Raw genomic sequence first — 23,931 nt, 5'->3', positions numbered from 1 at the left:
TCTGTTGCCGCCGATTGCTTGCGAAATGGCGCGTTTCGCCGCAATCTGAGCACGGAGAACAAGCCGGAACACCGGCATAGGGGAGTAGACACCATGACATTCGCCGGGATCGAAGACCGCAATGCCATCGCCGCGGAAATGCCGTGGGAAGACCGAGACGTGGCCAAGACGCTCTATGGGATGCTAAGCAATACGACCGCGAAATTCCCCAACCACAACGCCGTCAGCTATCAGATTTTCTCGGGCCCCAAGGACAAGGCGGAAACGCTGACTTGGAAAGAGTTGCATGGCCGTGTGACGCAGGCTGCGAACCTGTTCCGCAGCCTGGGCGTTGGCGAAAAAGACGTTGTGGCCTATGTGCTGCCGAACTGTAACGAGACGACCATCACCCTGCTGGGCGGAGCCGTGGCCGGGATCGTCAGCCCGATCAACCCGCTGCTGGATGCCGAACAAATCGGCGCGATCCTGCGCGAAGTTGGCGCATCGGTCGTCGTCACTCTGCGGCCTTTCCCGAAGACGGATGTGGCCCAAAAGACTGCCGAGGCGGTGCGGCTTGCGCCCAAGGTGCATACGGTACTCGAAGTTGATCTGGTCCGCTATCTCACCCCACCGAAAAGCTGGATCGTCCCGCTGGTTCGGCCCAAGGGGATGGTGAACAATCAGGCGAAGTACCTGAGCTTTAACGCCGAGATCGCCAAACAAAACACCTCGCTCAACTTTGAGGATGTGCAAGAAGACCGCGTTGCCTGCTATTTCCACACCGGTGGCACCACCGGGATGCCGAAAGTGGCGCAGCACAAATATTCCGGGCTGATCTATAACGGTTGGCTGGGGCACCGCCTGCTGTTCTCGGAAGAGGACAATATCATGTGTCCGCTGCCGCTGTTCCACGTCTTTGCCTGCCATGTGATCCTGATGGCCGCCGTGGCATCAGGCGCGCATGTGGTCTTTCCCACGCCGCAGGGCTATCGCGGCGACGGGGTGTTCGACAACTTCTGGAAGCTGATTGAACGGTGGAAAATCACCTTTATCATCACCGTGCCCACCGCCATTTCGGCCAAGATGCAGCGCCCAATTGATGCGGATGTCAGTACTGTGAAGACCGCCTTCTCCGGCTCGGCCCCGCTGCCGCTGGAACTCTTCCGCCGCTTTGAAAAGGCCACAGGCATCACGTTGATTGAGGGCTATGGCCTGACAGAGGCGACGTGCCTTGTGTCCTGTAACCCACCGGATGGTGTCAAAAAGGTTGGCTCTATCGGCGTCGCCTTTCCCTATTCGGATGTGCGGATCATCAAGGGCACGGCGGACGGACCGGTTGACGCGGATGTCGATGAGATCGGCGAGATCTGCGTGTCGAACCCCGGTGTCTTTGCGGGCCATACTTATGTCGAAGAAGAAAAGAACAAAGACCTCTTCTATCATGGGAAGTACCTGCGCACCGGTGATTTGGGCCGGATCGACAACGACGGCTACATCTGGATCACCGGGCGTGCCAAAGACCTGATCATTCGTGGCGGGCACAACATCGACCCTGCTGAGATTGAAGAGGCGCTGTTGGGCCATGAGGCCGTCGCCTTTGCCGGGGCCATCGGCCAACCCGACGCCCATGCGGGCGAGGTGCCCTGCGCCTTCGTCGAACTGGTGGACGGTGCCAATGTGACCGAGGAAGAGCTGCTCGCCTTTGCGCGGGAGAAGGTTGCCGAACGTGCGGCGCAGCCAAAGCACCTCAAGATCATGGATGAGTTGCCGAAGACCGCCGTTGGCAAGATCTTTAAGCCCGACCTGCGTAAAGATGCGATCACGCGGGTTTACAATGGCAGCCTAGAGAAAGCCGGCTGCGCCGCGCGGGTAACTGAGATTGAGGACAACAAGAAGCGCGGTTTGGTGGCCAAGGTGACGATGAACGGTGCATCGCACGATGACGTCGGTAAAGTGCTTAGCGCCTATACGCGCCCTTGGGAACCCGTGAGCTAAACGACTCAGCTTCGGGGGCGGCTGATCCGCCCTCTTACCACTCAAATCCCTGTTTGCAGCCCTGCTGCGTTGCGCCGATGCACAATTCCTGTGGATCGGCGCAAAAAATTTAGGCTTTTTTGCACATAGTTAGGGGTGGGCCTTTCGCGTCAGGCATAGCGCCTATGCAAATTCTGCGGGTTCAAACTAGGGTCAGAGCGTACTACTTCTGCATTGCAGCATTTAACAATGCACTTGCAGCATTCTGAAAGGAGTTGCGCTTATGACGATGGCAATCTCACGTGGCACTACCCTGAGCTCCGCGCTCGATGGGCTTCAGCACACTTTTGACGGCATGCGTCGTCGTGTGGCCCAGATCAAGGCCCGGCGCGCAGCTTACGACCGAACTTTCACAGAACTTAACGTACTGAGCGATCGCGAACTGTCCGATATCGGCATCGCGCGGTGCGACATCCGGCGTGTGGCGTCGGAAGAACTTTCAAAGGAGCAGACCTATGAAGTATAACAACACCCTTAGCGCCCCCCACGGCTTTTCTTTCCGCGACGCGACAGCGCCTGTTGTTGGTGCCCTCGGCACCGCAGCTGGCAAAGTCGGCAGCTTGCTGGCACGCGGCGTGACCCAGATGCAGATTTCGCGGATGCAGTCCGTCCTCAACAGCATGAGCGACGCTCAGCTAGAGCGCGCGGGCATCGACCGGAACCAGATCCCGCAGCACGCCGAAGCACTGGTTACCGAAGAATACGACGGTTTGTAAGCCTTAGGGCTTTCGACCTTCAGAGATCAATGTCGCGCAATAGCGCTGCATTGTCAGGTGCCGGACCCCGCTCCTTCCCGGGATGATCTGACACCGCATTTTAACGGTCCTCCTCCTCCCGGACCCGTTATACCGGCCGGCAAGCTTACCTCCTCCCAAGCTTGCCGGCCCATGCTTTCCCCGCGTTAGATCAAGGTGCCGCGCTGTCGAGCCATAGGGTCACTGGCCCGTCATTGACCAGCGCCACTGACATATCCGCGCCGAACCGTCCCGTCTGAACTGGAATATCCAAGGTGGTGAGACTGCGGGCGAAATGCGTATAAAGCGCTTCGGCCATGTCGGGCTTTGCCGCGCAGGAAAAGCCGGGGCGGTTGCCGCGGGATGTATCTGCGGCAAGGGTGAATTGGCTCACCACCAAGGCCGCGCCGCCGGTTTGAGCGAGGCTCAGGTTCATCTTGCCGCCTTCGTCCTTGAAAAGCCGCAGTTTCGAGATTTTCAGCGCCAGCTTCTCAGCCGTTTCTTCCGTGTCCTCGGGCATGGCGCAAACGAGGATCAGCAGGCCGGGGCCGATCTCTCCGATGATCTCACCTTCGACCGTGACTGACGCCTCGGTCACCCGTTGCAGCAATGCGCGCATGTTAGTCTTTCCAGTCAATAATGTCTGAGGGGGCCGCCCGTTCGGTACGAAAGGCATTGGCCGGGTGATCTGGGTCTGCATATCCGAATGATATGGCGCAGAGCACCAGCCGATCTTCGGGCAGGTCAAGCACTTCACGCACCAAGGGCGCATAGGCAGCAATGGCAGCCTGCGGGATGCTGGCCACGCCAAGCGCGGTCGCCGCAAGGGTAAAGGCGGTGACAAAGCCGCCGCAATCCATCGCGCCATAGGGGCCAAGCTCGGCAGGGGAGCTCACGATGGCCACATGTGGCGCGTCAAAGAGCGCGTAGTTGCGCAGCATCTGCGCCTTGCGTGCATCGTGGTCAGACTTAGCGATGCCCACCGCATCATAGAGCTGGAACCCGCAGGTGCGACGCCGCTCGGCATAGGCGCCGGAGTAGCCTGTGGGCCATGGTAGATCGGGTTCAACCGGGGCGCCCTCGCTCGCAGCTTTGAGGAGTGCGGCGGGGATCGCCTCGGTGCCAGCGCCCCGCGTCACGGTCACTTGCCATGGCTGGGCGTTGCACCACGAGGGCACATGGCGCGCGGCGCTGACGATCTGGGTGATGGTTGCCTCCGGCAGCGGGTCGGGCCGAAAGGCGCGGCAGGAATAGCGGGCCTGCAAGAGATCGGAAAACTGGTCGTAGCTCTGGGTCATTGCTGTGCCATGAAATAGCCGACGATGGCGGCGGCGATCAGCCCCAGCACCACGGCGAAAGTGATCTTGATCGCGGAATAGGGGCGTTCGCCCCGCACCTTGCCGGAATGGCCGTTGACCACGAAACGATAGGTCTTGCCGCGGTATTTATAGGCGGCAAGCCAGACCGGTAGCAGGATATGTTTGAAGGTCACGTCACTGATCTGCGTGTTGATATCATGCACGCGCTGACGGTCCCCGCCAATGTCGAACTTCACGTCCCGCTCGATGACCCGGTCCATATGGGCGCGCGCCTGAACGAAGCCTTCCTCCAGCGTGATGCCATAAGCCTCGGCCCGGAAACCGGCGAGATACTCAGGCGCATAGGGCTCCAGCGCCGAGAGGTCCCAAGGGTGCAGCGCATCGGTGTGTTTCTTGGGCAGAGACCGGGAGGCCAGCACCAGCACGTCGTCAAAGAAGCGTGCCACCCGGCCCGAAGCGGCCCGCCAGCGGATTTTCGGCACCTGCTGCTGCACCCGCTTGCCATCGCGCATGACGGTGCGGGTGACGTAATAGACCGTGCCACGTTCCCCGCGATAGCTTGATGCCGTCTGCGCGTCATAGGTCCAAAAGGGCACATAGATGCCCTGCATCCGGCGGCCCTTACGCGCGTATTGCTGCAAGCCGTTGGGGGCGAACCACAGGCTGCCGAGCCAATCTTTCATGGCATTGCGGGCGCGTTCTTCGGACAGGGCAAAGGGCAGCACGGCGCGGGGTTTGATATGGCGGTTGGTGCCGGTATCAATCACGATGGGCGTGGCGCAGAAGGGGCATTCACGGGCGTGTTTACCGGGGGCGAACTCTACCTCGGCTGCGCAATTGGGGCAGGTGGTGACGCGGGTCTCTTCCATTTCGGCAGCGGGCAGGGCGGATTGCAAGCCTGCGCGGAAATCTTGCTCGGCGATGGCATGGGCGTGGCGGCCTGTGCCGTCGATCGGTTCGACATTGCCGCAATGATCGCAGATCAGCAGCGACCGCGCCGGGTCAAAGCGCATGTCAGAGCCGCAGGTGTCACAGGGAAAACGGTGCTCTTCAAGCGGGGCGGCGGGGGGTAGATCGGTGGCGGACATGGGATATGCTTTGCAAGGTCAGTCGCGGCGGAGCCTAGCGGCCTTGGAGGGCATGGGCCAGACCTTGAACCTCACAAAAAGCGGTGCAAGCATTTCGGCGCCATGATCCGCAGTGCGTTGTCGCGCAGGCGCAGGTGACGCCAAAGATGAAACAGCGCATGGGCACCCGCGATGGCGGCGAGCAGGTAGAATTCATAGATGTGGATTTTGCCAATCAGATCATGCGCACGCGGCAGGTTCAGCGGTGGGGCCACCGGCACCAGATCGCCCGCCATGAACAGCCGTGGTGCGGTAAGGCCAAGGCCGAACCCCGTCAGTGCCACGCCAAACAGCCCCCAAATCAGCGCCTTATGCATCCATTGGTGCGCCCGCCGCGCCCAAGGCGGAAGTTTTGGCCCCGGTCGGCTGGCAAGACCCCGGCGCAGGTAATCGGCGGTCCAGAGCAGACAGGCGGTGACAAAGACCAGCCCCAGCAACGAATGAATGCGAAAGGCCGTGCGGCCAAAGGGCAGCACATCGGCGGGGGTCACGAGGATGAACCAAATCAGCAGCGGCACCATCGACCAATGCAGCACCTTGAGGGCGCTGCGGCGGTGCGGAAATTTGAGGCGCGTGATCATGGGAAAACCACGGGCAGGCGCGCGCAAAAGTTTCACTTGGCGCGCCACCAGATCATGCCGTGGGTGGCGGCGGGGGAGGTGGCATCACGGTGAAAAGTTGCGCCAGTTCGGCCACATCCTCGGCCCGCTGCCAGCCGTCTTGGCCCGGTGTCCAGACCAGAGAATCGCGTCCAAGGCTGCCGTCAGTCACCTTGCGCCCCATAGCGGCCTTGGAGAAGGGGCCAGAGGTCGCGCCATCCTTGGCGATATGCCAGACTTTTTCGACCGGCGGTGGGGGCGGCGGCACGGGGGCGGCGGCAGTCGGGGCAGGGCGCGCGCCCCACGGGCCGGCCTGCGCAGTGGCGGCTTGGGCCATGCTCATCCCCAACCCGGCGCCAAGGCCGGTTTGCATCGCCGCACCGCCCGCACCATCGCGGCCAAGGGCTTCGGCGGCTTGGAACTGCATGTATTCGTTGAGATTTCCGACCACACCCATCGAAGTGCGCTTGTCCATCACCGCTTCTACCGCAGGCGGGAGCGAGATGTTTTCGATGTATAGCTCGGGCATCGCCAGCCCGTATTCCGCGATTTGCGCGGCGATATCCTTGCCCACCAACTGCCCCAACTCGCGCGTGTTGGCGGCCATGTCGAGCACCGGAATGCCAGAGGATGCCAGCGTGCGTGAGAAGGCTTGAACGATGATGTTACGGATTTGGTAAGAGATTTCATCCATGGTGAATTCACCATCGGTGCCGACGATCTCGGTCAAGAATTTCGCGGGGTCGCTTACCCGCACCGAATAGGTGCCATAGGCCCGCAGGCGCACGGGGCCAAACTCAGGATCGCGGGCGATGATCGGGTTCTTGGTGCCCCATTTCAGATCGTTAAACCGGGTCGTGTTGACGAAGTAGATTTCGGATTTGAACGGGCTTTTGAAGCCGTGATCCCAATGCTGAAGAGAGGTCATAATCGGCATGTTGTTGGTCTCAAGCATATAGAGACCGGGGGTGAAGACATCCGCTAGCTGCCCCTCATGCACAAAGACCGCGGCTTGCCCCTCGCGCACCGTCAGCTTGGCGCCGTATTTGATCTCATGGTCTTCACGCTCAAACCGCCAGACCATCGTGTCGCGGGTGTCGTCGGTCCAGTGAATGACGTCGATGAACTGGCCAGAGAGGAAATCGAAAATGCCCATGGGAATGGTCCTTATTTTTTCGTCGTAAAGGTGCGCTACACCGGCCCGTCCGTCAACTCGCGCGCGATGATCCGGCTGATCGGGTTGACCTGCTCTGCCGTCATACCGGGGCGCAGCCGCGCGTCATAGAGAATCTTAAGCAGAAGCTCGTCATGTTTGGTGAGCAGGGCGAATTCGTCGTCATCGTTAAAGATTGATGGCCGCGCACTGGGGCTGTCGTTGGCCAGACCCAGCCCCTGAGCCAGTTCTTCGTGAATGCACGATAGCCGCAACAGTTCAGGATTTTCCGACCGGATCACCGCGACGGCGGCGGTGTAGACGTTGGGATTGTCGCCCGCTGCATAGGCCGCTACGGCGCAATAGGTGTCGCGGCGCATGTTGCGCATCGCGCGGAGCGATGAAGGGCTGACACCCGCGACCTTTTCGGCGGCTTGGGTCAATGCTTCGACGCGGTCATCCTCTGAGGCGACGATCACCATGAAATTAGACGTGCCACTGGTCGAAACCGGATGCCCGGTGACCCGTGAAAGACGTCGGGCAAACGCTTTGATGTGGGCCGTGTCAGAGCGGCGCTGCGAAGGGGGGATGCTATCGCCAAAGATGATCCCCATATGCACTGGCGCTTCCCAGCGGCGCAGCGGGCTTGCACCGCCTTGGCCCGAAAAATTGCCGTCGTACTCATTATAAAGCGCGATCTGTTCAAAGTTCCGCGCCAGCATGTCGCTGGTGAAAGGCGTGTCGGGCCCGCCGCCGTCTTGGCGCAGCAGGTCTTGGCCCAGTTGCGCCTTTTCAACCTGATGCAAATAGCTGCGCAGCATTGCGCTTTTTTGAGATGTGGGTTTGGCAACCTCGGGTGGGCGCGGAGCTGGCTCAGCCGGGCGTGCTTGGGGTTTAGCAACCGTTTGCGGCGCCGGCGCGGGTTCCGCACAGGCAAGCAACAAGGCGCAGAGAGACAACACCCCAGCGACGCGCAAATGTCGGCGCAAACGTCCTTGCATTGCCAGTTCCCTCACGTCGGTCTTAGCTCGGGACCGCGTTGCTGGTGGTGTCCCCCAAACCCGTTTCGCGGGCTTTGGCTGCGGCCAATGTGTCGCGCAAGCGGCCTTCCATCTCTTGCAGGTCCTTTTCTGCAGCCGCGCGTTTTGCTTTGCCTTGGTCCGCGATCTGAAGCGATTCTTCGATGGTGCCGATCAGGTCTTCGTTGGCCTGTTTTACCGCTTCGATGTCAAACACACCGCGCTCCATCTCTTGGCGGATGATCTTATTGCTGTCGCGCAGGTTCTTGGCGTTGGAGGTCAACAACTCGTTGGTCAGATCATTCGCTTCGCGCACGGCATTTGCCGCCTCACTGCTGCGTTGGATCGTCACAGCCTGCGCAAGTTGCGTTTCCCACAGCGGCACGGTGTTGACCAAGGTCGAGTTAATCTTGGTCACAAGACTTTTATCGTTTTCTTGCACCAAGCGAATGGAGGGCAGGGATTGCATCGTCACCTGCCGCGTCAGTTTAAGGTCATGCACCCGGCGTTCCAGATCATCACGCGCGGCGCGCAGATCGCGCAATTCTTGGGCGCGCATTACCTGATTTTCTTCGCTCGCCTTATCCAGCGCAGTCTGTTTTGCGGGGATGGTTTTGTGATCCAACTCTACGATCTTGGCCTCACCGGCAGAAATATACAGCGCCAATTCATCGTAGAATTGCAGCGTCTTTTCATAAAGCAAGTCGAGCGATTTGATGTCTTTCAACAGCGTGTGCTCATGGGCCAGTAAATTGTCAGTGATCTGGTCAATCTGGCCTTGCACCTCTTCAAAACGCGCGGTGAATTTGGCGAAAGGCGTGGCACGGCCCAACAGTTTTTCCCACCAGCTTTGCTTGCGGCGGACGTCCAGTTCCGAGACCGAGAAACCGCGAATCGCGCTGACCATGGTGCGCAGGCTGTCGCCTGCCGGCCCGACATCCTTGTTGCGCACATCGGCGAGCATGGATTGGCTGATCTCTTGTAACTCGGCCTGCGCGGCAGAGCCGAAGCTGACGATGGATTGCGTGTCGGTCACGTCAATCTCGGCCATGCGTTTTTGAATTTCTGCACTCTGGGTCGCGTCGGCTTTGGCCAATGGCACGATGGCGTTGGCGTCCGAAGGTTCGGGCAGGACGGTTGCGTTCACTTCTTCGACCAGCCCTTGGGACTGGGCAGCTTTTTCACGGACGGCATCGGTCATCACTGATCTTCCTTAGTATTTACGGGCGTAGACTGATCCAGCCTGACCCCCTCGCGGGAGAGACGCGCACGCAGCACGTCGATTTCGACGTTCAGATCGCTGCGATCGTCAAGCAGGGATTTCGCCGTTCGAGCGGCGAAATTCTCATCCAGATCGTCGAGCAGCGCAAGGTAATCATCGCGGGCTTGTTCATCGTGGTTACGGGCATAAAGATCGGCGAATTTCACCGTCGCATCATGCGCGCCGCGTAGGTAGACGACAAGGTATTTGCGGGCGGCTGTCAAATCTCGCGGGTCTTCTTCGACGGTGCGGATCAGGTGACGTGCGGTGTCTTGGAAATCTGCCAACCGTGCTTCGGCACGGCGGTCTCCGGCGCGGAGGATTGCCTGGCTCATGCCTGACAGCAGTTTTTCGGCCTCATCCACCACGCGGGCCACGCGGTCTTGTTGGAAGGTGTCGATGCCTTCCATCCCTTTGTTTTTTAACGGATCAATGCCAAAGGCAGCCACATGCAGCGCACCAACCGCCACGCCGTACAGCAGCGGGGCGACTGTGCCGGGCTCTGATGTGTAGGCGGCGAGTGCAGTGCCCAATCCGGCCAGAAGGGCAGCGAAGATCTTGCGGGGCCACGCGGGGCGGCGGGCGACCTTGCGCTCGTTATACTCAGCTTCGGCAAGCAAACCTTCGCGCAAAAGCCATACGCCAGAGGCCAGCACAAAAGCCCCGGCAAGCCCAATGACCAGAGTACCAGCGCCCCCCATCAAAGAGGTCGCGGCCAAAACAATGGGTGGCAGGAACATCAGGTTCACACGCCCACCCGCTGGGTCAACGCGCAGCCGTTGCGTTTTGCGCGGGGTTTTGCCGGGCTGTGTATCGGGATCGGGGCTATAGCGGCCCCCAAAGCGTCGCGCCATGGCTTAAAGCCCCCCGAGAAAGCCGCTGGTCACGCCCAGTAGCACTACCAGAAGCGCCCCATAAGCGATTTTCTGAAAGGGTGTGGGCGCCATCAAGTTTCCCCTTTTGCTGCCCCAGATGGGGCGCAGAGCTGTGCCTGCGGTGTCTGCCGCGCGCCCCAAGAGCGAGGCCGCGCCGAGGATGATAACCACCAGCGCAGCCAAGGCCACCAAAAACATCAGTATTCGCGCCATATTGCCCTTTTCTGACAGCGGTTTCGCGCCGGTCTTGCCTGTCGTTCTCTATTCAACGCGCGCATTACAGCAGCGTTCCAGCAATCGGCGGCTCAGACGGGGGCCGAGAATGTCAGCGGCGGGGCTTTGGGCCCCTGCTGCCGGGTTTACCACCCGTACGGCCACCGGGGCGCGCGCCCGGTTTGGCAGTGTTTCTGCCCGATGTCGCCTTGCCACGCGGCGCGTTCTTGGCCTTGCCGCCACCGCGACGGGGCGGTGGTTCGTCGTCTTCGCCCCGTTGCACCGGCATGCCCGGCTGGCCCGCGCCGCCGAAGCCACCGGGTTTGCGCCGCGGCGGGCGACGTACTGTGGTGGGTTTCTTGACGGCGGTGCCGGTGGGGTCTTCCAGCTCTAGCCCCAATTGGTCACGCACGACCTTGCGGCGCAGCTCTTCGACTTCGCCAGTTTTAAGTTCGCCCAATTGGAACGGGCCGTAGGAGACGCGGATCAGCCGGTTCACAGTCAGGCCAACAGCCTCCATCGCGCGGCGAATCTCACGGTTGCGGCCTTCGCGCAGGCCGATGGTCAGCCAAGCGTTCGCGCCTTGCTGACGGTCCAGCGATACATCCATCGGTTGGAACTGTTCGCCCTCCACGGTGATGCCTTTGCGCAGCGGTTCCAGCATCTCATCGGTGGGGCGGCCATTCACCCGGGCACGATAGCGGCGTAGCCAGCCGGTGCTGGGCAATTCCAGCTTGCGTTTCACGCCGCCGTCATTGGTCAGTAGCAGCAGACCTTCGGAATTGAGATCAAGCCGCCCCACGGTCATCACGCGAGGCATGTCCTCGGGCAGGGCGTCAAAGATCGTTTCGCGGCCTTTTTCGTCAGAGTTCGTCGTCACCAACCCGGTGGGCTTGTGGTAGAGCCAGATGCGCGGCGGCTCGGGCGCGCCGACGGGGGTGTTGTCGACTGTAATCTTATCGTCGGGCGTCACGTTCAGCGCGGGCGAGGTGATCTGCTCCCCATTCACGCGCACGCGGCCCGCCTCAATCATCCGCTCAGCCTCACGACGCGAGGCGATGCCTGCGCGAGACAGCACTTTGGCGATGCGGTCGCCCTTTGCTGTATCGGCGGCGGCATCGGAAGAATCAGCAGTCGGGCCGGAGCCGGAGGAGGGAGGTTTTGCGTTCATACACTGCGCTTACCCTGTTTCACGCCCTTGCGAAAGGGTGGCGTTTGCGGCCATGTGAACGGATGAAGTTTCGCTCATATATGGCTCAGGCGCTGGAAGAAGCCCGTGCCGCCGCCGCGCGCGGCGAGGTGCCGGTGGGCGCGGTTGTGGTCTCTCCCACGGGAGAGATCATTGCAGCGGCGGGCAATGAGACCCGCGCACGCCATGATCCGACCGCCCATGCCGAGATGTTGGCCCTGCGCGCCGCCTGTGCCGCGGTTGGGTCGGAGCGGCTGATTAACCATACGCTCTACGTCACATTAGAGCCTTGTGCGATGTGCGCCGGGGCCATCGCCGCCGCCCGGGTCGGGCGGTTGTTTTATGGCGCGGCAGACCCCAAGTCAGGCGGCGTGGCGCAAGGCGCGCGGGTGTTTTCGCATCCGCAATGCCACCATGCGCCAGAGGTCTTTGATGGTATCGCCGCGAGCGATGCCGAAGACTTGCTGACCGATTTTTTCAAAGCAAAAAGAGGGGGGTAGCCCATGGCGAGCAGTAAGGATTTAGCTGTATTCGTGCGGGATGCGCTGAGCGCGGGCAAAAACCGCGCAGAGATTGCATCGGTTCTGACGCAGGCAGGCTGGTCAACGCATGAGATCACGGACGCGCTTGATGGCTGGGCCGATGTGCCCTTCGCTCCGCCGGTGCCGCGCCCGCAGACCGTCGTCACAGCGCGGGACTTTTTTATCTATGCGTTGATGTTCGGCGCGCTGTTGTTTGGCGCGGGCTATCTGGTGGGGCTGCTGCATGCGCTGATTGACCACCTGCTCGACGCGTCGGCGCGCACGGCGGATCATCGTATCCGTTGGGCGGTGGCCGTGCTGATTGTGACCTTGCCGCTTTATCTTTGGCTCGCCACCCGCGAACGGGCGCGGCTGGCGGCGGACCCGGCGTTACAGCGTTCGGCCATCCGCAATTGGATGACCTATGTAACGCTGCTTTTTGCCGCTGCCGTGCTTTTGGGCGATCTGGTTGCGGTGATCTATGCCTTTCTGAATGGCGATTTCACGTTGCAGTTCGCCCTAAAGGCCTTGGTCGTGGCGGGCATTGCCGGGGGCATTTTCGGCTATTACCGCGCGGGCGATGGGCGCGGAGCAGCGGTGTGAACAAGCTGCTTTTTGTTGCGGTGATTGCAGTCGTGTCGGGCGCGGTTGTTTCGGGGCTCGCGGTGGTGGGCGGGCCGGGGCAGGCGCGGGCCGAAAAGCGCGATGACCAGCGCTTCGCCGATCTGCATCGAATCGCCGATGCGATCATTTGCGATGCGGGCGATGGGAGGGCATTCTCGCGGGCTTGCCGTTCTGCGGCGGACGCAACGGATCCACAGACCGGAGCAGCCTATGAGGTGACGCAAGGCGAAGATGCTTTCCAAGTCTGCGCGCGGTTTGAGTTGGCGCAGGCGGAGTCCCCTATGAGAGACGCGTTGCACTTTGACAGGGCGCGCGGGTGCCTGCGGTACCAACTGGCGCAACCGTCAAAGCAGTGGGTGATCGAAGGGCACTGAATGGGGCCGCTATGGCTGTCTCTGGTCGCGGCCTGTCTGACGCATGCGCGGGCAGGGGGGCTTTGAACCTGACCTCCACCCCAAACGCAAAAGACCACGCGCATAGCACGTGGTCTAATAAACCATTCAAGTCAGGCGATCTTACTTGATCTTGCCTTCTTTGTATTCCACGTGTTTGCGCGCAACAGGGTCGTATTTCTTGATGACCATTTTCTCGGTCATGGTGCGTGCGTTTTTCTTTGTAACGTAGAAATGGCCTGTGCCCGCGGACGAGTTCAGACGGATCTTGATCGTGGTTGGCTTCGCCATGTGTCTTCTCCTGCTGCACGGCCGCGCAGGCGTGCGTGAATTCTGAATTTCGGGTTCTAGTCAGACCCGCGCCCGAGTCAACCGCTATTTGCCCGTCCGATGCCGAAAGACGCCGGTTTCGTCGAAAAACCTGCCTTTCGGACCTGAAAGGGCAGGAATATGCGCGGAAGGCCTATAAGCCGGATTTTGTACCTGTCCGAAAACAGGCGATGACCATTCCTCTGACTGCACCGTTGCCGATGCAGCTATAGCTGCCAACCCGGACCTGCTGGGGCAGAAGAGCCCCGCCTTTGACCCGAAGATCATCGGCGCGCGGTCCCTATTTGGCATTGCTCCCGGTGGGGCTTGCCGTGCCAGAACTGTTGCCAGCCCCGCGGTGGGCTCTTACCCCACCGTTTCACCCTTACCCCTGCGACTGTTCCGGCAAGCCGGACCGTAGGGGCGGTTTCATTTCTGTGGCGCTTTCCGTCGGGTTGCCCCGCCCGGGCGTTACCCGGCACCGTTCCTTCTTGGAGTCCGGACTTTCCTCTACGTCGCTTTTGTCTCGCAAAAGCGACGCCGCGGATGTCACACATGCATGTGACGGGAGCGGACGTCGGTCATGCGACACGAGTCGACGCAGCGGCCATCCAGCCTTCCGCGCCTGACCGCCCTAGACCCCGCCGCGCGGCGCGTCAATGGGCGTGGGGTAGGGCCGCGTGGTCTGCGGGGGTGAGAGGGCCGCTCCCCCATGGCCTGAACCGCATCCGCACGGTACTCAGCAGCGTGTCATCGTCGCAGGGCGCGGTGAAGCCTGCGGCCCGTGCGGCATCGCGGAAGGTTTCGGTGGTTACGCTGTCAGGAAGGGGGCCATCGCCCGTAGGCAGCGCCAGCCCGCGCCGTGCGAGCCGCGCCCAATCGAATCGCGGGCCAGGGTCGATCTTGCGGCCCGGTGCCATGCAGGAATGGCCGATCACCCCTTCGAGCGGAATGCCGTGGCGCGCCATGATGCCGGGCAGGAGGGTTTCGAGCGCCTGCATCTGCGGCTCGGAAAATGGGTGATCGCCGCGGTTGTCCAACTCGATACCGATCGAGCGGGAATTAATGTCGTCGAGCCCCGCCCACTCGCCTTGGCCTGCATGCCACGCGCGCTGGTCTTCCTCGACCAGCTGAATGACATCTCCGCGCTCGGAAATCAGATAATGGGCAGAGACTTCGGAAGACGGATCGCAAAGCCGTTCCAGCGCCGCTTGGGCGCTGGCCATGGCCGTGTAATGCAGAACGACAAACCGGGGGCGCAGCCCGCCGCGTCGCGGGCCGCAATTGGGCGAAGGCTGCGCTGTCACGTCAGGCGCGACAGGCATCTATCAGCCCTGTGCAGCCCGGCGGAAGGGGGTTGGATCCCAATCGCAGGCAAAGCCATCGCCATCAGGGTCCATGCCTTCACGGTCCTTCTCAGGACCGCCCGCAGCAAGGAAGGCGATCTGCGCTTGGTCAGCGTGGCTGTATTGCGAACAGGCCCGTTCGAACTTGCGGGCCTTGTTAAAGCCAATGCGGCTGTAGATTTGCTGACCGACCTGTTGGTTGCTTTGCAGCGCATAGGCGACGATGTTCGGGCCGCTGGCAGTACGCTCGGGCAGCGCTTCGGGCTGGATCACCTCATATTGCGCACGATTGGCGGCGACGCGGGCGGCGTCGTCCTGAATGCTGCGCTGGCCGGATACGGCATCAAAGTTGTTCTCGTTCGAGATGCCCACAGCATTGACCGCCGCGGGGGGCGGGTTCGACGGGCTGGCGTTCACCGGGGTCACGCCGGAGTTCAGGGCACTTGCCCCGCCCGGACGGGTGGCGGCCAGAACGCGGGCGGTTTCGGCGGCTGTGGCCTCGGGCGAGCCATCCGCCGGGGCGGGTGTCGTGGCCGCGATGGCACTGTCGATGCTATCGTTGGCAAGTGCCGCGTCACGTGCCCGCTGTTCGGCCTCAAAGCTGCCGTCGCCAAAGCCGACGCCGCGCCCGCTGTTGACGCTCCCGGAATCGGGGATCGCAGGTTGGCAGGCCGCCAGAAGACCGCCCGCTGTCATCGCTAGAAGTGTCCGTTTGATCATCTGACCCGCTCTTGCCTGTTAAATAACGCCCGTGGGCTTACCACCATTTTTCCGGCTTGGCCACAAAACCAGCGGCCCGCTCCAGCGCATAGGCGGAGGATAGCAGTTCGGCCTCTTCCCAAGGACGCCCGATCAGTTGCAGGCCCAGCGGCAAGCCGGTGGCGCTTTGGCCCGTCGGAAGCGCGACACCGGGAAGACCGGCGAGATTCACCGTCACGGTGAAGACGTCGTTGAGATACATCGCCACCGGATCGGCGTCCTTCATTTCACCCAGACCGAAGGCCGCCGAGGGCGTCGCCGGGGTCAAGATGCTGTCGATGCCTTGGGCAAAGACATCTTCGAAGTCTTTCTTGATCAGCGTGCGCACCTTGCGGGCGCGGTTGTAATAGGCGTCATAGAAACCGGCCGAGAGCACATAGGTGCCGACCATCACGCGGCGCTGAACCTCATGGCCAAAGCCCTCGGCGCGGGTTTTCTCGTACATCTCGGTAATGCCGTCGCCATGGTCGAGCTTGGCGCGGTGGCCAAAGCGCACGCCGTCATAACGCGCGAGGTTCGAGGACGCTTCGGCAGGCGCGATGACATAATAGGCGGGCAGGGCGTATTTCGTGTGCGGCAGCGAGATGTCGACGATCTCGGCCCCGGCGTCCTTCATCATCGCGATGCCGTCTTGCCAGAGCTTGTCGATTTCCTCGGGCATGCCATCCATGCGGTATTCGCGGGGGATGCCGATCTTCTTGCCGCGGATGTCGCCGGTCAGCGCGGCTTCAAAGTCGGGCACCGCCAGATCGGCGCTGGTGCTGTCCTTGGCGTCATGGCCGCACATGGCTTCCAACATGATCGCGGCGTCGCGCACGGTTTTGGTCATCGGCCCGGCTTGGTCGAGCGAGGAGGCGAAGGCGACGATGCCCCAACGCGAGCAGCGGCCATAGGTCGGCTTGATGCCCACAGTGCCGGTGAAGGCCGCAGGCTGGCGGATCGAGCCGCCGGTGTCAGTGCCGGTGGCGGCGAGGCAGAGGTCAGCCGCCACGGCAGCGGCGGAGCCGCCCGAGGAACCGCCCGGTGTCAGTTCCGCCGTGTCGCCTGCGCGGCGCCACGGGTTCACCGCATTGCCGTAGACGGATGTCTCGTTCGACGAGCCCATGGCGAATTCGTCCATGTTGAGCTTGCCCAACATCACCGCGCCGCTGTCTTTCAGCTTTTGGCTGACGGTGCTTTCATATTCGGGCAGGAACCCTTCGAGGATGCGGCTGCCCGCTTGGCTCGGCACGCCTTTGGTGCAGAAAAGATCCTTGATGCCGATGGGCAGGCCGCACATGGCAGGCGCGTCGCCCTGTTTGATGCGCGCGTCAGCCTCGGCGGCTTGCTCCATCGCGATCTCGGGGGTGCGGTGCACGAAGGCGTTCAGCGCGCCTGCGCCGTCGATGGCTTTGAGGCAGGCTTCGGTCAGGTCTTTCGAGGTGGTCTCACCCTTGCGCAGCGCGTCGCGGGCTTCGGCGAGGCTCAGTTTGTTCAGATCGGTCATTATTCCACCACCTTCGGCACGGCAAAGAACCCTTCACGGGCATCGGGGGCATTGGCCAGCACGCGGTCCTGCTGGTCGCCATCGGTGACCACATCCTCGCGCCGTTTCAGGCGCTGCGGGGTCACGGAGGTCATCGGCTCGACGCCATCGACATCCACCTCGGACAGTTGTTCGATAAAGCCGAGGATGTTGTTGAATTCCTCCGCCAGCGCCGGAAGCGCATCGGGTTCAACCTTGATCCGGGCCAGTTTCGCCACGCGTGCGGCGGTGTTTTCGTCGATCGACATGAACATCTCCATCTCTTTGTGGCTCCTCTACCGTTTGGGGGCGGGCCTCGCAAGGGTTTGGGCTGAGTAAGAGAGAGGAGGGCCAGTGCCTGCCCGCGGGTCGGCGATCCTAAGGGTGGTTCATGCCACTTTATGGATTAGCCGTGATGTGCGTTCCGCGAAGTTGCGCCTAGCCTAACCAAATCGCCTATCCGGTCGTACCGAAGGTGCGCCCATATAAACCGGCACGCCTTTGGCGTGACGGGCGGGCAGGCGATGGCCCGGCGCCTGCGGCTTGATTCCGTGCCAGTGGCATTGGAAACCGTTTTCTTGATTCCGTCGCAAGGAAGCGCAAGTTAGAGGTAAGCATAAATCAGGAGACCCACATGAACATCATCTGGCTCGGCCACGGCTCATTCCGCATCGAAATCGAAGATCAAGTGCTGCTGATCGACCCTTGGCTTAAAGACAACCCAATGCTGGACGAACAGCATTATGCCGAGGCGATCAAGGGCGCGACCCAAATCCTCGTCACCCACGGCCATTTCGACCACACTGCCGACATCGCCGATGTCGCCCGCCAGACTAACGCGCCGGTGGCGGGGATGGTCGAGCTGATGGGCTGGCTTGGAGGGCAGGGTGTCGAGAACACCACAGGCTTCAACAAAGGCGGCACGATCCGCGCGGGCGAAGTGGCGATCACCATGGTTCCGGCCTCGCATTCCTCATCGGTTGAGGGCGACAACGGGCCGATCTATACCGGGATGGAGACCGGCTTCATGATCTCGGGCGAGGGGCATACGATCTATCATTCTGGAGACACGGCGATCATGGCCGATATGGATTGGATGGGCGACTACCACAAACCCGACATCGGCATTCTCTCGGCAGGCGGGCATTTCACGATGGACATGGCGCAGGCCGCCTATGCCGCGAAGCGCTATTTTAACTTCAAGACGGTTATCCCCTGCCACTACCGCACCTTCGATGCACTGGAGCAGTCGGCGCAGGTGTTGACCGATGGCCTGCCCGGCGTCGATGTGGTGGAACCGCAGGTGATGCAGCCGATCAAGCTTTGACCGGCCCCCCTTCGCCTTGCGCTGCAAGACGGAACAGGGGATACCTGAAGACCAACTGCCCGGGGAAATGCCATGTCTGCCAAAGCGAGTGTTGCGATTTTGTTGCTGACGCTGGGGGCCTGCGCCCCGTTGGGCCGGGTCGAGCCTACGGGCAGTGTCGGTTTCACGGGCGTCGGCGGTGATGGCCCGGTCATCTTTCCGGCACATATACTGGTTTACCAGCCGCAATAGACATAAGGCGGCCGCGATGCCAAGAGAAGGACACTACATCAACCGCAGCAATTGGCTGCGCGCCGCCGTGCTGGGGGCCAATGACGGTATCGTCTCCTCCGCCAGTTTGTTGGTCGGGGTGAGTGCGGCTGGCATGGCGCATGGTAACGTCGTGTTGACGGGGCTTGCCGGGCTCACCGCAGGGGCGCTGTCAATGGCGGCGGGAGAGTATGTCTCTGTCTCCGCGCAGGCGGACGTAGAGAAAGCCGACCTGGAACGCGAGCGCGTGGCGCTGATTGAAGACCCGGATTACGAACTTAGTGAGCTTGCCGAGGGGCTGGAGAACCGGGGCGTGGAAAGTGACCTTGCACTAGAGGTGGCCGCCCAGATGACGGATCATGACGCCCTTGGCGCCCACGCGAGGGAAGAGTTGGGGATGTTTGGTCTCGCCGGACAGGCTGATCCATTGCAGGCGGCGGGGGCTTCTGCATTTGCCTTCGCACTCGGGGGTGGTCTGCCTTTGATCGCCGCGATTTTAACGCCTTCAGGCACGCGCGGCGCCTGTGTCGCATTGGTGGCGGTGTTTGCGCTGGTGTTGCTGGGGGTAGGGGGTGCACGGTTGGGCGGCGCGCCTGTGTGGCCTGCGATCCGGCGGGTGGTGTTCTGGGGCGGGCTGGCTATGGCAGTAACCGCGGGTGTCGGTCAGCTTTTCGGCGCGGTGGGTTAAGCCTGCGCATTGCCCCGCCCGCATGGAAGGGTGTCACTAATCCATACGGACGGTAGATTAGAGAGTGGATCGGACCCAAAGAAAAAGGCCGGTCCCTTTCAGAACCGACCTTTAGCATTCATATCTCGCGCGAATTATTCGCGGTTACCGAAAAGCGACAGCAACATCATGAACATGTTGATGAAGTTCAGGTAAAGGTTCAGCGCGCCCATGATGGCGGCTTTGCCCAACCACTCGGTGTCGCCATGGTGCGCATGGGCCAGATATTCCGTCTTGATGCGCTGGGTGTCATAGGCAGTAAGACCCGCGAAGATCAGCACGCCAAGGGCCGAAATCGCAAACATCAGCGCCGAAGAGGCGAGGAAGATGTTCACGATCGACGCCACGACAAGACCGATCACACCCATGATGAGGAAGCTGCCCCATGCCGAGATGTCTTTTTTGGTGGTGTAGCCCCAAAGCGACAGACCCGCGAAGGCGATCGAGGTGATCAAAAAGATCTGCGCGATAGAATAACCTGTGAAGACCAAGAAGATCGAGCTGATTGAAATGCCCATCACCGCGGCAAATGCGTAGAACACAACCTGCGCCGTGGCTGCCGACATTTTGTTGATCATGGCGCTAAAGCCAAAGACAAAGGCCAGCGGAGCAAACATCACAACCCATTTCAACGGGGAGGCGTAAAGCGCATAGCCCAATTGTGTCAGGTACTTATCTTGGCTCAACTGCGCCACCGCTGCGGAAGGATCAGTTGTGACAGATAGGCCAGAGATGGCCCAAGCAGCGGCAAAGGTGATCAACATGCCAACCGACATGGTGCCATACACCTTATTCATATGCGCGCGCAGCCCCGCGTCGATCGCAGAGGCGTGCGACCCGGCAGCAGAGCGAATTGAATTGACGTCAGCCATTTAGAGACTCCCATTGGCAAAGTTGCGTGTCGCAAACGAGCCGACACGTTCTTGGGTTTGAATATCGGGCCTGATGGGCTGAATTTCAAGTGTTTGGCTGTCTGATTTCAGGGCGATAGCCGCAGGTTTCGACAGATGTGCATCGCATGGGCGACGGGGAAGGGGCAGATCGTCCTTTATTGTCTATCAGGGCCCCGTAAACAGCCTCGATAGGCGGAAAACCCCGTCACCTGCCGCGTATCTGCGCGAGAGGGAAAACAGGAAGCCCAACACCATAAATTGACTAAATTTAGGATCTGAAAGATACTCTGGGAACCGATTGATATCTTTCGCGTTCATCCACTGGTTGCCGGGCGGGAACCGGTACGCCTAAGGAAAATTGGGCTTTTCATCCCCGCTCGGCGAAGAGGAAACAAGAGCATTGCACCGCCTAAGGTTGCAGTTGATACAGGCGGATATTTACCATTGTGTGAAATTTCTTTGCCGAATTAGACGCAACCGCTATAATTAGGGAAAGACATCATGCGCAACCAATGCGGTACTGCGCTGGGTGACGGCGCAATTCGTCCTTGTTTGGAAACGAGATTGGCACGGTGGCATGTGCCCTATAAGGAATATGCTAGATGGTACATGTAGTTGATGTTCACGTCGGGAAACGCATTCGGCAACGACGCTGGTTAACAGGGATGACCCAGCAACGGCTGGCAGAACTCGTTGGCATTAAATTTCAGCAGATACAAAAGTATGAGACTGGCGCGAACCGCGTGAGCGCTTCGCGGCTGTGGGATATCGCAGATGCCCTCGACGTTCCGGTGCCTTTTTTCTTCGAAGGGCTGAAGGAAGACAAAGCCGATGGCGCTGCATCGATTGACGGGCTACCTGCTGATCTGATGGCTGACAAAGAAGCGATGGAGTTGGTCCGCTCGTATTATGCCATTCCAGAGAACCAGCGGCGCAGGCTGTTTGAATTGGCCCGTGTGTTGAGCGACGTGGCCTGACGGCATCCGAGATCGTTGCTACGGAAGTCTGATCCTAACGAGGTTTTGGTCAAACTGGCAGGCTTGCGCAAACAAGCGCGAGCTGTCAGGTCTTCGTCATGATGAACGCCACTGATTTTGATCCCGATATTCGCCGCGTCGCCCATCTGATGGCGGATGCGGCGCGTCTGGTGATCCTGCCCTATTTCCGCAGCCTTGAGTTGCAGGCCGACAATAAGCTTGGTACGGGTTTTGACCCCGTGACCGAAGCAGACCGCGCCGCCGAACGGGCGATGCGCGATATCCTGGCGGCGGAACGGCCCGCCGATGGCATCTTGGGCGAGGAATATGGCGCGCAGCCCGGCACATCGGGGCTGACCTGGGTGCTTGACCCGATTGACGGAACGCGCGGGTTTCTCAGCGGCACACCAACATGGGGCGTGTTGATCGCGGTCAGCGATATCTCGGGGCCATTCTACGGCATCATTGACCAGCCCTATATCGGCGAGCGGTTCGAGGGCGCACCGGATGGCGCGCTGATGACCGGGCCGCATGGAAGCCGCCCCTTGCAAACCCGCGCCGCGCGAGACCTGCGGCAGGCCATCGTTTTTACCACATTCCCCGAGGTCGGCAGCCCCGATGAGGCCAGCGCCTTTCGGGCCGTGGCGTCGCAGGCGCTGCTGACCCGCTATGGCATGGATTGCTACGCCTATGCTTTGGTCGCGGCTGGGCAGGTCGATCTGGTGATCGAGGCAGGATTGAACGCCTATGACATCCAAGCGCCCATCGCAGTGATCCAAGCGGCGGGGGGTATCGTCACCGATTGGCAGGGCAATCCGGTGCATGAGGGGGGCAGGGCGCTTGCGGCGGCCAACCGCGAAATCCACGCGCAGGCGCTTGCGATCCTTTCCGCCTATTGATCCAATTGTCGAAACCCGCGGATTGACCGGCCCCGGCGGGATGCGATAAATGCCGTAAAGGCCGGTTCTCTCGCCCGTTTTCCATCGGCCACACACACTTTGCATGAGACGGGCATAGCGAAAAGTGTGACCTATGGCAGAGACCCTCATCCGCGGCGCGGATTACCTCATCACGATGGACGATACCCGGCGGGAGCTTGCCGGTGCAGACCTGTTGCTGCGCGACGGGGTGATTGCCGAGATCGGACAGGGCCTTCGGACGGAGGGCGAGATTGTCGAGGCGAAGGGCTGTGTAGTTACGCCGGGCCTCGTGAACACGCATCACCATCTTTACCAAAGCATGACCCGCGCCGTGCCGGGCGCACAGGATGCGCTGCTCTTTGGCTGGTTGCAGCGGCTCTATCCGATCTGGGCGCGTATGGGGCCGGAGCATATGTTCGTCTCGGCCCAGATTGGGCTGGCGGAACTGGCGCTCTCGGGTTGTAGCTTGAGTTCGGACCATCTTTATCTTTACCCAAACGGCGTGCGGCTGGAGGATACGATCCATGCCGCCGCCGAACTGGGCCTGCGGTTTCACCCCACGCGCGGCTCGATGAGCATCGGTGAAAGCGATGGCGGCCTGCCACCCGATGCGCTGGTGGAGCGGGAGGCGGCGATCTTGGAAGATTGCATTCGCGTGGTCGACGCCTTCCATGATCCTGCGGAAGGGTCGATGTGTCGTGTCGGATTGGCACCTTGTTCACCTTTCTCGGTCAGTCGCGAGTTGATGCGCGACACGGCGCTGCTGGCGCGGGACAAAGGCGTGATGCTGCACACCCATCTGGCCGAGAATACCGAGGATGTGGCCTATTCGCTGGAGAAATTCGGCTGCCGCCCCGGAGAATATGCTGAAAGCCTTGGTTGGCTGGGCGATGATGTTTGGCACGCCCATTGCGTGCAGTTGGATGGGGCCGAGATCGACCTTTTCGCGCGCACAGGCACCGGGGTGGCCCATTGCCCCTGTTCCAATTGCCGCCTTGGGTCAGGCATCGCGCCGGTGCGGGCGATGCTGGATGCAGGCGTGCCGCTGGGGCTGGGGGTCGATGGATCGGCCAGCAACGACAGCGGCAATCTCGCCGCCGAGGCGCGGCAGGCGATGCTGTTGCAGCGTGTGTCTCGTGGCGCTGATGCGATGAGCCCGCGTGCAGCGTTGGAACTGGCCACACGCGGCGGGGCGGATGTGCTGGGGCGCCCTGATTGCGGGCGGCTAATGCCCGGCAAACGGGCCGATGTGGCGATCTGGGGCGTTTCCGGCGTGCATAGTGCCGGCAGTTGGGATCCGGCTGCGCTGCTTCTTGCCGGTCCGACGGCGGTGCGCGACCTTTTCGTTGAAGGCCGTCAGGTGGTGCGCGATGGTCGCGTCACCACGATTGACTTGGCCGCACAGGTGGCGCGGCAAAACGAATTGGCGAAAGGCTTGGCTGAATGAGGCCATTTTTTCTATCGATCCTGATGCTGGCGGGCATGCCGGCATTGGCCGACCCCATGGGGTTGGAGCGCGTAAATGCGTTGCGGGATGTGCAGGGGCTCAAACCGTTGATCTATGACAGCCGCTTGGCGCAGGCGGCGGGAACCCATGCCACCGATATGGCAGAGCATGATTATTTCAGCCACACAGGCCGTGATGGCACGGATGTGGGCCGACGCGCCGCGATGGCGGGCTATCAATGGTGCTTTGTCGCTGAAAACATCGCCAAGGGGCAGCACTCCCTGGATGAGGTCATGACCGGCTGGACCAACTCGCCGGGGCATTACCGCAATATGGTCGACAGCCGCGCCGAAGAGATGGGGCTGGTGCAGGCCGATAGTGAGGTTTGGGTGATGGTGCTGGGCGCGCCCTGCTGACGTGACCCAATCGCGGGT

At 61.2% G+C, this 23,931-nt stretch carries 29 protein-coding genes and 1 other RNA gene; 13 read left to right on the top strand and 17 right to left on the bottom strand.

The features are described from left to right. The first annotated feature begins 93 nt into the window (after positions 1–93). The 3 genes from BM229_RS06745 (at position 94) to BM229_RS06735 (ending at position 2,729) form a co-directional block, all read left to right on the top strand. On the top strand, positions 94–1,974 hold the full coding sequence (locus BM229_RS06745; protein ID WP_093926844.1) for an acyl-CoA synthetase: 1,881 nt from the start codon (positions 94–96) through the stop codon (positions 1,972–1,974). A 262-nt stretch (positions 1,975–2,236) separates the two neighbouring features. Beyond that, complete coding sequence (locus tag BM229_RS06740) at positions 2,237–2,479, top strand: DUF1127 domain-containing protein (protein WP_093926843.1); 243 nt, start codon at positions 2,237–2,239, stop codon at positions 2,477–2,479. After that, positions 2,469–2,729 carry a hypothetical protein gene (locus BM229_RS06735; RefSeq protein WP_093926842.1) on the top strand — a complete coding sequence of 87 codons (261 nt, stop codon included), beginning with the start codon at positions 2,469–2,471 and terminating at the stop codon, positions 2,727–2,729. Before BM229_RS06740 ends, BM229_RS06735 begins: the two co-directional genes overlap by 11 nt. 190 nt (positions 2,730–2,919) lie before the next feature. Here BM229_RS06735 and dtd read toward each other — a convergent pair whose 3' ends face one another. The 10 genes from dtd to BM229_RS06685 form a co-directional block, all read right to left on the bottom strand. Then, the gene (gene dtd / locus BM229_RS06730) at positions 2,920–3,366 is read right to left on the bottom strand and encodes a D-aminoacyl-tRNA deacylase (RefSeq protein WP_093926841.1); all 447 of its coding nucleotides are present in this window, start codon (positions 3,364–3,366) and stop codon (positions 2,920–2,922) included. 1 nt (position 3,367) lies between these two features. Further along, positions 3,368–4,045 (bottom strand): nitroreductase, encoded by a 678-nt coding sequence (locus BM229_RS06725; RefSeq protein WP_093926840.1) that lies wholly within the window; start codon positions 4,043–4,045, stop codon positions 3,368–3,370. Then, entirely contained in the window at positions 4,042–5,154 is a 1,113-nt protein-coding gene (locus BM229_RS06720) for a TFIIB-type zinc finger domain-containing protein (protein WP_093926839.1), read from the bottom strand. The genes BM229_RS06725 and BM229_RS06720 overlap by 4 nt, the downstream gene beginning before the upstream one ends. Positions 5,155–5,225: 71 nt before the next feature. Then, a complete protein-coding gene (locus BM229_RS06715; protein WP_093927249.1) occupies positions 5,226–5,774 on the bottom strand; it encodes a cytochrome b/b6 domain-containing protein in 549 nt (182 codons plus the stop codon). Between the two features lie 52 nt (positions 5,775–5,826). Continuing rightward, complete coding sequence (locus tag BM229_RS06710; RefSeq protein WP_093926838.1) at positions 5,827–6,948, bottom strand: SPFH domain-containing protein; 1,122 nt, start codon at positions 6,946–6,948, stop codon at positions 5,827–5,829. 35 nt (positions 6,949–6,983) lie between these two features. Next, positions 6,984–7,766, bottom strand: a complete 783-nt coding sequence (locus tag BM229_RS06705) for a DUF2927 domain-containing protein (protein WP_338117454.1) — start codon at positions 7,764–7,766, stop codon at positions 6,984–6,986. 202 nt (positions 7,767–7,968) lie between these two features. After that, positions 7,969–9,165: a toxic anion resistance protein gene (locus BM229_RS06700; RefSeq protein WP_093926836.1), complete on the bottom strand. Its 1,197-nt coding sequence runs from the start codon at positions 9,163–9,165 to the stop codon at positions 7,969–7,971. Next, a complete protein-coding gene (locus BM229_RS06695) occupies positions 9,165–10,079 on the bottom strand; it encodes a 5-bromo-4-chloroindolyl phosphate hydrolysis family protein (protein ID WP_093926835.1) in 915 nt (304 codons plus the stop codon). Before BM229_RS06695 ends, BM229_RS06700 begins: the two co-directional genes overlap by 1 nt. Before the next feature lie 3 nt (positions 10,080–10,082). Beyond that, the gene (locus tag BM229_RS06690; protein ID WP_243266896.1) at positions 10,083–10,313 is read right to left on the bottom strand and encodes a hypothetical protein; all 231 of its coding nucleotides are present in this window, start codon (positions 10,311–10,313) and stop codon (positions 10,083–10,085) included. A 112-nt stretch (positions 10,314–10,425) separates the two neighbouring features. Further along, positions 10,426–11,484, bottom strand: coding sequence for a pseudouridine synthase (locus BM229_RS06685; protein WP_093926833.1), 1,059 nt, complete (start codon positions 11,482–11,484; stop codon positions 10,426–10,428). 62 nt (positions 11,485–11,546) lie between these two features. Here BM229_RS06685 and BM229_RS06680 point away from each other — a divergent pair, with 62 nt between their 5' ends. The 3 genes from BM229_RS06680 to BM229_RS06670 are packed head-to-tail and all read left to right on the top strand — an operon-like array spanning position 11,547 to position 13,021. After that, positions 11,547–12,002: a nucleoside deaminase gene (locus BM229_RS06680; RefSeq protein ID WP_093926832.1), complete on the top strand. Its 456-nt coding sequence runs from the start codon at positions 11,547–11,549 to the stop codon at positions 12,000–12,002. Positions 12,003–12,005: 3 nt separating this feature from the next. Beyond that, complete coding sequence (locus BM229_RS06675) at positions 12,006–12,626, top strand: DUF5671 domain-containing protein (protein ID WP_093926831.1); 621 nt, start codon at positions 12,006–12,008, stop codon at positions 12,624–12,626. Next, the gene (locus BM229_RS06670) at positions 12,623–13,021 is read left to right on the top strand and encodes a hypothetical protein (protein ID WP_093926830.1); all 399 of its coding nucleotides are present in this window, start codon (positions 12,623–12,625) and stop codon (positions 13,019–13,021) included. The genes BM229_RS06675 and BM229_RS06670 overlap by 4 nt, the downstream gene beginning before the upstream one ends. A gap of 141 nt (positions 13,022–13,162) precedes the next feature. Here BM229_RS06670 and rpmG read toward each other — a convergent pair whose 3' ends face one another. The 6 genes from rpmG to gatC form a co-directional block, all read right to left on the bottom strand. Continuing rightward, positions 13,163–13,330, bottom strand: coding sequence for a 50S ribosomal protein L33 (rpmG, locus tag BM229_RS06665; RefSeq protein WP_007119221.1), 168 nt, complete (start codon positions 13,328–13,330; stop codon positions 13,163–13,165). 158 nt (positions 13,331–13,488) lie between these two features. Beyond that, an RNA gene (gene rnpB, locus BM229_RS06660) (RNase P RNA component class A) lies at positions 13,489–13,910 on the bottom strand. A 94-nt stretch (positions 13,911–14,004) separates the two neighbouring features. Then, positions 14,005–14,673 (bottom strand): N-acetylmuramoyl-L-alanine amidase, encoded by a 669-nt coding sequence (locus BM229_RS06655; protein ID WP_093926829.1) that lies wholly within the window; start codon positions 14,671–14,673, stop codon positions 14,005–14,007. A 3-nt stretch (positions 14,674–14,676) separates the two neighbouring features. Continuing rightward, positions 14,677–15,414, bottom strand: a complete 738-nt coding sequence (locus tag BM229_RS06650) for a hypothetical protein (protein WP_093926828.1) — start codon at positions 15,412–15,414, stop codon at positions 14,677–14,679. 37 nt (positions 15,415–15,451) lie between these two features. Continuing rightward, positions 15,452–16,939: an Asp-tRNA(Asn)/Glu-tRNA(Gln) amidotransferase subunit GatA gene (gene gatA, locus BM229_RS06645; protein ID WP_093926827.1), complete on the bottom strand. Its 1,488-nt coding sequence runs from the start codon at positions 16,937–16,939 to the stop codon at positions 15,452–15,454. Then, positions 16,939–17,226 (bottom strand): Asp-tRNA(Asn)/Glu-tRNA(Gln) amidotransferase subunit GatC, encoded by a 288-nt coding sequence (gene gatC / locus BM229_RS06640; RefSeq protein ID WP_093927248.1) that lies wholly within the window; start codon positions 17,224–17,226, stop codon positions 16,939–16,941. The genes gatA and gatC overlap by 1 nt, the downstream gene beginning before the upstream one ends. A 365-nt stretch (positions 17,227–17,591) precedes the next feature. Here gatC and BM229_RS06635 point away from each other — a divergent pair, with 365 nt between their 5' ends. The 3 genes from BM229_RS06635 (at position 17,592) to BM229_RS06630 (ending at position 19,221) form a co-directional block, all read left to right on the top strand. Beyond that, positions 17,592–18,284 (top strand): metal-dependent hydrolase, encoded by a 693-nt coding sequence (locus BM229_RS06635; RefSeq protein WP_093926826.1) that lies wholly within the window; start codon positions 17,592–17,594, stop codon positions 18,282–18,284. A gap of 72 nt (positions 18,285–18,356) precedes the next feature. Continuing rightward, positions 18,357–18,515 carry a hypothetical protein gene (locus tag BM229_RS18205; protein WP_167360201.1) on the top strand — a complete coding sequence of 53 codons (159 nt, stop codon included), beginning with the start codon at positions 18,357–18,359 and terminating at the stop codon, positions 18,513–18,515. Between the two features lie 16 nt (positions 18,516–18,531). Then, positions 18,532–19,221: a VIT1/CCC1 transporter family protein gene (locus BM229_RS06630; protein ID WP_093926825.1), complete on the top strand. Its 690-nt coding sequence runs from the start codon at positions 18,532–18,534 to the stop codon at positions 19,219–19,221. Between the two features lie 134 nt (positions 19,222–19,355). Here BM229_RS06630 and BM229_RS06625 read toward each other — a convergent pair whose 3' ends face one another. Beyond that, complete coding sequence (locus BM229_RS06625; protein ID WP_093926824.1) at positions 19,356–20,132, bottom strand: Bax inhibitor-1/YccA family protein; 777 nt, start codon at positions 20,130–20,132, stop codon at positions 19,356–19,358. A 623-nt stretch (positions 20,133–20,755) separates the two neighbouring features. Here BM229_RS06625 and BM229_RS06620 point away from each other — a divergent pair. The 4 genes from BM229_RS06620 to BM229_RS06605 all read left to right on the top strand — a co-directional run bounded on the left by BM229_RS06620 (position 20,756) and on the right by BM229_RS06605 (position 23,913). Continuing rightward, the gene (locus BM229_RS06620) at positions 20,756–21,130 is read left to right on the top strand and encodes a helix-turn-helix domain-containing protein (RefSeq protein WP_093926823.1); all 375 of its coding nucleotides are present in this window, start codon (positions 20,756–20,758) and stop codon (positions 21,128–21,130) included. A gap of 98 nt (positions 21,131–21,228) precedes the next feature. After that, a complete protein-coding gene (hisN, locus tag BM229_RS06615) occupies positions 21,229–22,029 on the top strand; it encodes a histidinol-phosphatase (protein WP_093926822.1) in 801 nt (266 codons plus the stop codon). Positions 22,030–22,162: 133 nt separating this feature from the next. Beyond that, positions 22,163–23,497, top strand: a complete 1,335-nt coding sequence (locus BM229_RS06610; protein WP_093926821.1) for an 8-oxoguanine deaminase — start codon at positions 22,163–22,165, stop codon at positions 23,495–23,497. Next, a complete protein-coding gene (locus BM229_RS06605) occupies positions 23,494–23,913 on the top strand; it encodes a CAP domain-containing protein (RefSeq protein ID WP_093926820.1) in 420 nt (139 codons plus the stop codon). The genes BM229_RS06610 and BM229_RS06605 overlap by 4 nt, the downstream gene beginning before the upstream one ends. Positions 23,914–23,931 lie beyond the last annotated feature (18 nt).

This window comes from Sulfitobacter dubius, assembly GCF_900113435.1.
Lineage (GTDB): Bacteria > Pseudomonadota > Alphaproteobacteria > Rhodobacterales > Rhodobacteraceae > Sulfitobacter > Sulfitobacter dubius.
The sequence above is the reverse complement of the archived record's forward strand: the minus strand, read 5'-3'. Positions and strand labels throughout refer to the sequence as shown.